This window comes from Streptomyces sp. TM32 (assembly GCF_004122755.1).
In the GTDB taxonomy this organism is placed as follows: Bacteria; Actinomycetota; Actinomycetes; order Streptomycetales; family Streptomycetaceae; genus Streptomyces; species Streptomyces sioyaensis.
Map to the genome: position 1 here is coordinate 88,511 of NZ_SDIG01000004.1, position 9,935 is coordinate 98,445.

Below are 9,935 nucleotides of genomic sequence, written 5' to 3' on the forward strand. Positions count from 1 at the left end.
GGGTCCTCAGACCTCCATGGACTCCGTGCCCATACCGGCGGCCGTCGGCTCGCTGGTCAGGGGCAGCTCGGCGGCGATCGGGACCTCGCTGGTCAGCGGCGCGGCGTCGGCGAGCGGGGGCTCGCTGGTCAGGGGCGGCTCGACGAAGCTGAAGGAGCCGGAGCCGTCCAGCCCGGAATCGGGGTCGGATACCCCGTCGTACATGTCGGACTCCATCGCCGCACCTCCCGGTTTCGAGGACAGAGCGTCGAGGAGCAGTTGAGCGGATGCGGCCACTGAGGGCCTCCCGTTCATCGGTAGTGGGACACGTGGGCCCTACCCACTCGGCACGATCGCAGACGCATCTGCTCACGAAACGTGACCCACGTCATATTATGCCTCACGCAGGCGATTTCCCTGCGGGGAAGACCGGGGGACGCAGAGAACGCGGAGGAAGCGGGTACCGCACCGGAAGTTCTGCGGAGCGGCGGGCCCCCGTACGGCCGCCCGCCGCACGGCCGAAAACCGCCCGTGACCGGCCCTCCGGCACCCCGCCATGGCCCGGTTGACACCCTCACCGCCACAATGGTGGGCTCACCGCCGAGGGACTGCCCGACGAGGCGCCGGCGGGGAACAACGGGGAACGGGGCGCCGGCGGCAGGCCGGTACATGAGGGACGGGACGAGGAGCAGCCGTGCGAGGCCGGGGCGGATGGAGCGTCGGAAGAATCGGTAGGGGCGGGGAGAGCGGCGCGGGGACCCGGGCGCGGGTGGCGGGGACCACCGCGCTGGCGGCGGCCGTGATCGGGGGTCTGCTCGGCGGGGTGCCCAGCGCCCAGGCGGCGCCCGCGGACCCCGCCATCGGCACCCCCGACCGGCCGGACCGCCCGGCCGGCGCGGGCGCGCCGCCGGCCGTCTGGCCGCGCCCGCAGTCCCTGCAGGAACTCGGCGACGCCGTACCGCTGGGCGAGGAGGCGGCGCTGGTGGCGGAGCCGGACACCGACCCGTATGCGCTGGACGTGCTGCGCGGTCTGCTGCGCGACGCCGGGGTCCGTACGGTGCACACGCTCGCGCCGGGCGACCGGCTGCCCGCGGCCGGGCCGGTGTTCCGGGTCGGCGGCGAGCAGGCCGCGGACGCGCTGCGGGCGCTGCGGGCGCCGGCCCGCGGGGATCTGCCCTCCGGCGGCTACCGCCTGGCCGTGGGCCAGGTCGCGGGCCGGGACACGATCGCCATGGACGGCGTCGGCCCGGACGGGCTCTTCCATGCCGCGCAGACGCTGCGGCAGCTGGTGACGGGTGGGACGGGCCGGCGGCAGCTGGCCTCGGTCGTCGTACGCGACTGGCCCGGCACGGCGGTGCGCGGCACCACCGAGGGGTTCTTCGGGCAGCCCTGGAGCCGGCCGCAGCGGCTCGCCCAGCTGGACTTCATGGGGCGCACCAAGCAGAACCGCTATCTGTACGCGCCCGGTGACGATCCGTATCGCCAGGCCCAGTGGCGCGAGCCCTACCCGGCCGCACAGCGCGCCGACTTCCGGGCGCTGGCCGAGCGGGCCCGCGCCAACCACGTCACGCTGGGCTGGGCCCTCGCCCCCGGACAGGCGATGTGCTTCTCCTCCGAGGAGGATCTGCGGGCGCTGCGGCGCAAGGTGGACGCGATGTGGGCGCTGGGGGTGCGCTCCTTCCAGCTGCAGTTCCAGGACGTCAGCTACAGCGAATGGCACTGCGACGCGGACCGGGACGCCTTCGGCACCGGCCCGGAGGCCGCGGCGAAGGCGCAGGCCCGGGTCGCCAACGCGCTCGCCGACCACCTGGCGCGGCGCCATCCCGGGTCCGCGCCGCTGACGCTGATGCCGACCGAGTACTACCAGGACGGCTCGACGCCGTACCGCGGTGCGCTGTCCGATGCGCTCGACGACCGGGTGGCGGTGGCCTGGACCGGGGTGGGGGTGGTCCCGCGGACCATCACCGGCGGTGAACTGTCCGCCGCCCGCCAGGCGTTGGGCCACCCGCTGGTCACCATGGACAACTATCCGGTCAACGACTACGCGCAGGACCGGATCTTCCTCGGGCCCTACCGCGGCCGCGAGCCGGCCGTCGCCACCGGCTCCACGGCGCTGCTGGCCAATGCCATGGAGCAGCCGCTCGCCTCGCGCATCCCGCTGTTCACGGCCGCCGACTACGCCTGGAACCCGCGCGACTACCGCCCGGCGGAGTCCTGGGCCGCGGCCGTCGACGATCTGGCCGGCGGCGATCCGCGGGCCCGGGAGGCGCTGCACGCGCTGGCCGGCAACGACGCGTCCTCGCTGCTGGACCGGGACGAGTCGGGCTACCTCCAGCAGCTGATCGACCGCTTCTGGCAGGCCCGCGAGGCGGCGACCAACCACGGCCGGCCCGGCCGGGACGCGGACCTCGCCGACGCCGCCAAGGCGCTGCGGGCCGCGTTCCACACCATGAGCACCGCGCCGCGGAACCTGCACTCCGATCTGGCCGCCGAGATCCGGCCGTGGGCCGAGCAGCTGGCCCGCTACGGCAGCGCCGGCGAACTCGCCGTGGACACGCTGATGGCGCAGGCCCGCGACGACGGCGACGCCGCCTGGTCGGCCCAGCGCGCGGTCCAGCGGCTGCGCACGGTGATCGGGCGCAGCCCGGCGACCGTCGGCAAGGGGGTGCTGGCACCGTTCCTCCAGCGGGCGATGTCCGAGGCCGACGCCTGGACCGGGGCCCGCCACGACGCCCCCCGGCGGGACGAGGGCGCCGGCTCGACGTCCCTCACAGTCCCCTTCGAGCGGGCCCGCCGGCTGGCCGCGGTCACCGCGCTGACCGAGCCGGGCCCGGGCGCGGGCGCCGTGTCCCTGGAGGCGCACGTCCCGGGCGAGGGCTGGCGCCGCCTCGACGCGCTCTCCCCCACGGGCTGGACCGAGTCGCGCACGCCCCGACTGCGGGCCGACGCGGTCCGGCTGACCTGGGCGAAGGGCGCGGACGCGCCGTCCGTGCACGCGCTCACGCCGTGGTTCGACGACACCCCGCCGGCCGGCCTCGAACTGTCCCGCAAGGAGCTGGACGCACCGCCCGGCGGCAGTGCGACGGTGGACGCCCGGATCTTCTCCCGCCGCCCCGGCGACGTCCGCGAGAAGCTGACCGTGAAGGCACCGAAGGGCTTCACGGTGCATGCGCCGCAGGAGGTCACCGCACCGCGTGGCGGCACGGCCACGGTCCGTATCGCCGTCGATGTGCCCGAGGGCACCCGCTCCGGGACGTACGAGATCCCGGTGGACTATCAGGGCGAGGAGCAGACGCTGACCGTGCGGGTGTTCCCGCGCACCGGTGGCAAGGACCTGGCGCGCGGGACCGTCGCCACCTCCTCCGGGGACGAGACGCCCGACTTCCCGGCCTCGGCGGCCACCGACGGCAACCCGAGGACGCGCTGGTCCTCGCCCGCCGAGGACGGCGCCTGGCTCCAGTTCGCCCTGGCCCATCCGACCCGGCTGGGCCGGCTCGTCCTGACCTGGCAGGACGCCTACGCCGCCCGATACCGCGTCCAGGTCTCGCCGGACGGCCGCAGCTGGCGCACGGCGGCCACGGTCCGCGACGGAAAGGGCGGCCGGGAGTCGGTCCGGATGGACGCCAAGGACGCGCGGTTCGTCCGCATCCAGGGCGACAAACGGGCCACCCGCTTCGGCTACTCGCTGTGGTCGGTGGAGGCCTACGCGGTCGAGCAGCAGCGCTGAGCCGGCCGACGCGGGGACCGTGGCCGGTCGTGCCGCCGGGCCCCTGCCGCCGCGGTGTGGACCGTGGCGGCAGGGGCCCGGCGGCACCCGCCCCGGACGGAGCGTTCCGTCCGGCAGCACCGCCCCGGACGGAAGAACCCGGACCTACGCCGATACGGCGTCGATCCGGGCCAGGGCGTCATCCGCGCCGTACGGCTGCAAATACGGCAGCCAGCGCGGGTCGCGATGGCCCGTACCGATGATCCGCCACGCCAGTCCTGACGGCGGGGCGGGCTGGTGCCGCAGCCGCCAGCCGATCTCGGCGACATGGCGGTCGGCCTTGACGTGATTGCAGCGCCGGCAGGCGGCGACGACGTTCTCCCAGGTGTGCTGACCTCCGCGGCTGCGCGGGATGACGTGGTCGACGCTGGTTGCGACGCCACCGCAGTACATACAGCGCCCGCCGTCACGGGCGAACAGCGCCCGGCGGGTCAGGGGGACGGGGCCGCGAAAGGGCACCCGCACAAACCGCTTCAAGCGGACCACACTCGGAGCGGGGATGACATGGGTCGCGCTGTGCATCAGGGCGCCGGATTCCTCGAGACTCACAGCCTTCTCATTGAGCACGAGGATGAGCGCGCGGCGGAGCGGTACGACGCCGAGCGGCTCGTACGACGCATTGAGGACCAGGACATGCGGCACGGGTGCCTCCTTGTACGCCGGCGGCGCGTGGCTCGCGCCGGGACGATCTCCCCACAGTGTCCCCCGGTGCCTGGTCGGAGCGCCACCATGACCGAGTAACGGGCCGGAGGTGTTTTCCACCACACCCCGGAACGGCCCGCTCGATCAGGCGCAATCCGGCCGCGGCGGATTGTGGCGTGTCGAACAAGGGCGCGGACCGCCCTCCTTGCCCCGTTAGTGTGGTTGGTCTGCCCGGTTCCCGGGGACCCCGCGGTCCGGGCCTGCTGTCCCACACGGAAGGTTCGACTGTGTTCTGGTCCGCTTCGCCGGTCACCGGCGCACCCCCGCGCGCCGCCGCACCGGGCTCAACCGGCCCGACCTCGCTGGACGAGGCCACGCAGAAGGCCACCAACGCCGCCGGCTGGATCGAGGAGAACTGGGGGACGTGGCTCACGTCCGGCCTGAGGATCCTGCTGATCATCGTGATCGCGGTGGTGCTGCGGCATGTGATCCGGCGCACGATCACCAAGTTCATCGAGCGGATGAACCGCACCGCGGCCGCCGCCCAGGGCACCGCGCTGGGCGGGCTGCTGGTCAACGCCGAGCGCCGCCGGCAGCGCTCCGAGGCCATCGGCTCGGTGCTGCGCAGCGTCGCCTCCTTTGTGATCATGGGCACGGCCGCGCTGACGGTGCTGTCCGTCCTGGAGATCAACCTGGCCCCGCTGCTGGCGAGCGCCGGTGTGGCCGGTGTCGCCATCGGTTTCGGCGCCCGCAACCTCGTCACCGACTTCCTCTCCGGGGTCTTCATGATCCTGGAGGACCAGTACGGCGTCGGCGACGAGATCGACGCGGGAGTGGCCAACGGCACGGTCATCGAGGTCGGCCTGCGCGTCACCAAGCTGCGCGGTCCCAACGGCGCGATCTGGTACATACGCAATGGCGAGGTCAAGCGGATCGGCAACCTCAGCCAGGGCTGGTCCACGGCCGCCGTCGATGTGGTGATCGCCGCCGACCAGGACCTGGAGCGCGCCCGCGACATCATCACCGGCGCCGGCGAGGAGATGTCCAAGGCCGAGCCCTGGAACGAGCAGTTGTGGGAGCCGGTGGAGGTCCTCGGCCTGAGCGAGGTGCACCTGGACACGGTCACCATCAGCGTGTCGGCCCGGACCATGCCGGGCAAGGCCGCCGGAGTGGAGCGCGAACTGCGCTGGCGCATCAAGCGCGCCCTGGACGCCGCGGGCGTCCACCTCGCCCCGCGCCCGCTGCCCGAGGAGGAGACCCCGGAGACCGCGGACCCCACCGCCGGCGTCGCCGCCCCCTCGGTGCTCAACAACCCGACGTCCCCCCAGTCCCTGGCAACGGAACCGCTCGCGGCATCCCCTAAGGCGGGGAAGTAGCCCGCCCGGGGCCGCATGGGCGGACCGCGAAGGGGCGTATCGGTGACCGCCGGTGCGCCCCTTTTCGCCGTCTCGCGCGGGGCGGCCCCCGGGGACGGCAGCGCACCGCGCCCGCCCCGTTGACGCCCTTCCGGCCCCCGCCTACGTTCCTGGGGAGCGATGGGAAGGTTTCTTAACAGACTGGTCTCTTCCCAGGCTGGGTTCTTCCCAGGCGGTTTCTTCACGGACTTCTCGGCGGAGACGCGGCGGCCGGGCCTCTCGGGCACCGGTGAGCGGGGGGGCGGTCATGGCCGGTGAGCAGCAGACACGGGGAACTCCCGGGACGCCGCGGGTGCTTCGGGCCATGAACGACCGGGCCGCGCTCGAACTGCTGGTGTCGCAGGGGCCGTTGACCCGTTCCCGGATCGGGCAGCTGACCGGGCTGTCCAAGCCCACCGCCTCGCAGCTGCTGGCGCGGCTGACGGCCGCGGGGCTGGTGCGGACGACCGGGAGCGTGACCGGGCGGCCGGGGCCCAGTGCGCAGTTGTACGAGATCAACCCGGCGGCGGCGCGGGTCGCCGCGCTGGCCGTCGACGGGCGGGGGGTCACCGCGGCGGTCGCCGACATCACCGGGCGGTTGCTCGGCGAGGAACGGGTCGGCACGGAGGCGGTCGGCTCGGCGGCGGTGGGCAAGGAGGTCGTGCGCACCGAGGCGGCGGGCTCCGAGGCCGTGGGCACAGGGGCGCCGCAGCGTATGGCGCGGCTGGCCGCACGGGCGCTCGACGGGGCGCTGGCCAAGGCGGGGCTGGGGCGGGACCGGGTGCACGGTGCGGTGATCGGCACACCCGGCGCACTGGACCCGCGGACCGGGCGGCTGCGCGGTGCGCCGCACCTGCCGGGCCTGCCGTCGGACGGGCTGAAGGAAGAGCTGGCCGAAGCGCTGGGGATGCCACTCACCCTGGAGAACGATGTGAATCTGGCGGCGGTCGCCGAGCAGTACGACGGGGCCGCGCGGGGCGTCGACGACTTCGTGCTGGTGTGGGTCGACGAGGGGATCGGCGCCGCGCTCGTACTGGGCGGGCGGCTGCTGCGCGGGGCCACCGGCGGCGCCGGCGAGATCGGCTATCTGCCGCTGCCCGGCGCCCCGTTGTCCCGGGGCGGCGACCGCAGCGCCGCCCGGCCCGACGCCGGCGGCGGCTTCCAGCGGCTGGTCGGCGCGCCGAGCGTGCGCGCGCTGGGCCGGGAGTTGGGGGGTCCCGAAGTGCGTACGGTCGCCGGTGCGCTGACCCACGACGCGGTACGTGCCGAGGTCGCGCGGCGGCTGGCGACCGGGCTCGCGGCGGTGGCCGCGGTCGTCGATCCAGGGCTGGTGGTGCTCTCCGGCGCGGTGCCCCAGGCCGGCGGGGAGGCGCTGCGCGCCCTGGTCGAGGCGGAGTTCACCGGCCTTGCGCTGCCCCGCCCCGCCCTGCGGCTCAGCCGGGTCGACGGCAATCCGATCCTCCTCGGCGCCCTGCGGACGGCACTGGCACAGGCGCGGGGGGCGGTGTTCCACACCGGCTGAGCACTCCGCTACACCCGGCGCCCCGGCCCGCACCGCCCGCGTCCCACGGCACCACCGGCACCGCTTGCCACACCCCCTGACTTCTTCACACAGAAGGCCTTCGTCGAAGGCGTCACGCTCACCGGAGTGAAGGGCTGATCCTCTATGCCGTCTCCCCAGGGACGCACCCCGCGCCGCCGCAAGCTCGCCGTGGTCGGTGGCGGCTCGACCTATACCCCCGAACTCATCGACGGCTTCGCGCGGTTGCGTGACGTCCTGCCGCTGGAGGAGCTCGTCCTCGTCGACCCGGACGCCGGCCGGCTGGCGGTGGTCGGCGGCCTGGCCCGGCGGATCTTCGCCCGGCAGGGACATCCGGGACGGATCTCCTGGACCGGTGACCTGGACGCCGGTGTGGACGGCGCGGACGCCGTGCTGCTGCAACTGCGGGTCGGCGGTCAGGCCGCCCGCCTCCGGGACGAGACCTGGCCGCTGGAGTGCGGCTGCGTCGGCCAGGAGACCACCGGCGCCGGCGGCCTCGCCAAGGCACTGCGCACCGTGCCCGTCGTGCTCGACATCGCCGAGCGGGTGCGCCGCCGCAACCCCGGCGCCTGGATCGTCGACTTCACCAATCCCGTCGGCATCGTCACCAGGGCGCTGCTCGCCCAGGGCCACCGCGCCGTCGGGCTGTGCAATGTCGCCATCGGCCTGCAGCGCATCCTCGCCGGGCTGCTGGACGTGTCCCCCGAGCAGGTGGAGCTGGAGCACATCGGCCTCAACCACCTCACCTGGGAGCGCGCGGTGCGCGTCGCGGGTGCGGACGCCCTGCCCCGGCTGCTGGCGGAACACGGCGACACCCTCGCCGGGACACTGCACCTGCCCCGCCCTCTCCTCGACCATCTCGGCGTCCTCCCCTCCTCCTACCTTCGCTACTACTACCGGCACGACGCCGTCGTACGGGAGTTGCGCACCCAGCCGTCCCGCGCGACCCAGGTCGCCGCCCTCGAACAACAACTGCTCGGTATGTACGGCGACCCGGCTCTCGACGAGAAGCCGGACCTCCTCTCCCGGCGCGGCGGCGCCTACTACTCCGAAGCCGCGGTCGCGCTGACCTCGTCGCTGCTGGGCGGCCCCAGGGGCGTCCAGGTCGTCAACACCCACAACGCCGGCACCCTGCCGTTCTTGCCCGACGACGCGGTGATCGAGGCCCCCGCGACCGTGGATCCGACGGGCGCTGCGCCACTGCCCGTACGCCCCCTGGAACCGCAGTACGCCGGGCTGGTCGCCCATGTCACCGCCTATGAACACCTCGCTCTGGAGGCGGCCCTGCTGGGCAGGGACGACCGGAACACCGACCGGGCCGCCGGGCGCAAGGCCGTGTTCGCCGCCCTCCTCGCCCACCCCCTCATCGGTCAGAGCGACCACGCGGACCGGCTCGCCAACGAGCTGATCGCGCACAACCGGGACCACCTCCCATGGGCCTGACCGGCACGGCGCTCGCCGTCGACGCGGGCAACACCAAGACCGAGGTGGCGCTGGTGGCCACGGACGGCAGTCTGCTCGGCGCGGCCCGCGGCGGCGGCTTCCAGCCACCGCGGGTGGGCGCCGGGCCGGCGGTCGACGTGCTGGCACCCCTGGTGGCCTCGGTCACGGAACAGGCGGGGCGCACGGGCCCCGTCGGGCATCTCTCCGCCTTTCTCGCCAACGCCGATCTCCCTTCCGAAGAGGCGGACCTGACCGCCGAACTCGCCGGGCGCGGCTGGGCGCACACGGTCTCCGTCCGCAACGACACCTTCGCCCTGCTGCGGGCCGGGCTGCCGGACGACGGGGAGCCGCTCGGCGTCGCCGTGGTGTGCGGAGCCGGCATCAACTGCGCCGGCCTCGGGCACGGCGGGGCCACCGCCCGCTTCCCCGCCGTCGGCCGGATCTCCGGTGACTGGGGCGGCGGTTCGCACCTCGCGGAGGAGGCGCTGTGGGCCGCCGCCCGTGCCGAGGACGGCCGCGGCGCACCGACCGAGCTGGTCCGCGCCCTGCCCGCGCACTTCGGGCTGGCGACCGTGCCGGAGCTGATCGAGGCGTTCCACCTCCGCGCCCTCCCCGGCCAGCGCCGCCATGAACTGGTCCCGGTCCTCTTCGCCGTCGCGGCCTGCGGGGACGCCGTGGCCCGCACCCTCGTGGTCCGCCAGGCCGAGGAGGTCGCCCTGATGGCCACGGTCGCCCTCCGGCGCCTCGGCCTGCTCGACGAGCCCGCTCCCGTGATCCTCGGCGGCGGCGTCCTCGCCGCCCGCCACCCGCTCCTCGACGACCGGATCACCCAACTCCTTTCCGAACGCGCCCCGAAGGCCGTCCCGCGGGTGGTCACCGCCCCACCGGTCCTGGGCGCCGCCCTCGACACCCTGGACCGGGCGGGCGCGACGGCGGAGGCCTATGAGCGGCTGAGAGGGGCTTGGGGGCAGGGACCGGAGGGGGCAGGAACAGGAGGGCGGCCAAGGCTCCCTGGCCACCGGGGCCCCTAGCCACCGGGCCCATGCCACTGGGGGTGCGGGGACCGCCCGAGGCACAAGGGGGCACCGCAGGACAGTCGCCTCCGCCGCCTCCCCTACCTCCGGCCCCCTCCGGTCCCTGCCCCCAAGCCCCTCTCAGCCGCTCATAGGCC

At 74.6% G+C, this 9,935-nt stretch carries 7 protein-coding genes; 5 read left to right on the forward strand and 2 right to left on the reverse strand.

The annotated features are described in order from the left end of the window. Positions 1–6 precede the first annotated feature (6 nt). Entirely contained in the window at positions 7–276 is a 270-nt protein-coding gene (locus EST92_RS02090) for a hypothetical protein (protein WP_040899264.1), read from the reverse strand. A gap of 472 nt (positions 277–748) precedes the next feature. Between EST92_RS02090 and EST92_RS02095 the strand changes: the two genes are divergently transcribed. Further along, positions 749–3,706, forward strand: coding sequence for a beta-N-acetylglucosaminidase domain-containing protein (locus tag EST92_RS02095; protein WP_129279268.1), 2,958 nt, complete (start codon positions 749–751; stop codon positions 3,704–3,706). Positions 3,707–3,850: 144 nt separating this feature from the next. Here the strand turns inward: EST92_RS02095 and EST92_RS02100 are convergent, their stop codons facing one another. After that, on the reverse strand, positions 3,851–4,387 hold the full coding sequence (locus EST92_RS02100; RefSeq protein WP_006605595.1) for an HNH endonuclease: 537 nt from the start codon (positions 4,385–4,387) through the stop codon (positions 3,851–3,853). 287 nt (positions 4,388–4,674) lie between these two features. Between EST92_RS02100 and EST92_RS02105 the strand changes: the two genes are divergently transcribed. The 4 genes from EST92_RS02105 (at position 4,675) to EST92_RS02120 (ending at position 9,795) form a co-directional block, all read left to right on the forward strand. Further along, on the forward strand, positions 4,675–5,763 hold the full coding sequence (locus EST92_RS02105; RefSeq protein WP_129279269.1) for a mechanosensitive ion channel family protein: 1,089 nt from the start codon (positions 4,675–4,677) through the stop codon (positions 5,761–5,763). A 343-nt stretch (positions 5,764–6,106) separates the two neighbouring features. Beyond that, entirely contained in the window at positions 6,107–7,303 is a 1,197-nt protein-coding gene (locus EST92_RS02110; protein ID WP_129279270.1) for an ROK family transcriptional regulator, read from the forward strand. Positions 7,304–7,447: 144 nt separating this feature from the next. Next, positions 7,448–8,764, forward strand: a complete 1,317-nt coding sequence (locus tag EST92_RS02115; RefSeq protein WP_129279271.1) for a 6-phospho-beta-glucosidase — start codon at positions 7,448–7,450, stop codon at positions 8,762–8,764. Further along, entirely contained in the window at positions 8,755–9,795 is a 1,041-nt protein-coding gene (locus tag EST92_RS02120; protein ID WP_129279272.1) for a BadF/BadG/BcrA/BcrD ATPase family protein, read from the forward strand. The genes EST92_RS02115 and EST92_RS02120 overlap by 10 nt, the downstream gene beginning before the upstream one ends. The last annotated feature ends 140 nt before the right edge of the window (positions 9,796–9,935 follow it).

Coding starts and splice junctions, on each gene's coding strand:
- EST92_RS02120 (WP_129279272.1), top strand. CDS start 8,755: ATGGGCCTGACCGGCACGGCGCTCGCCGTCGACGCGGGCAACACCAAG.
- EST92_RS02115 (WP_129279271.1), top strand. CDS start 7,448: ATGCCGTCTCCCCAGGGACGCACCCCGCGCCGCCGCAAGCTCGCCGTG.
- EST92_RS02110 (WP_129279270.1), top strand. CDS start 6,107: ATGAACGACCGGGCCGCGCTCGAACTGCTGGTGTCGCAGGGGCCGTTG.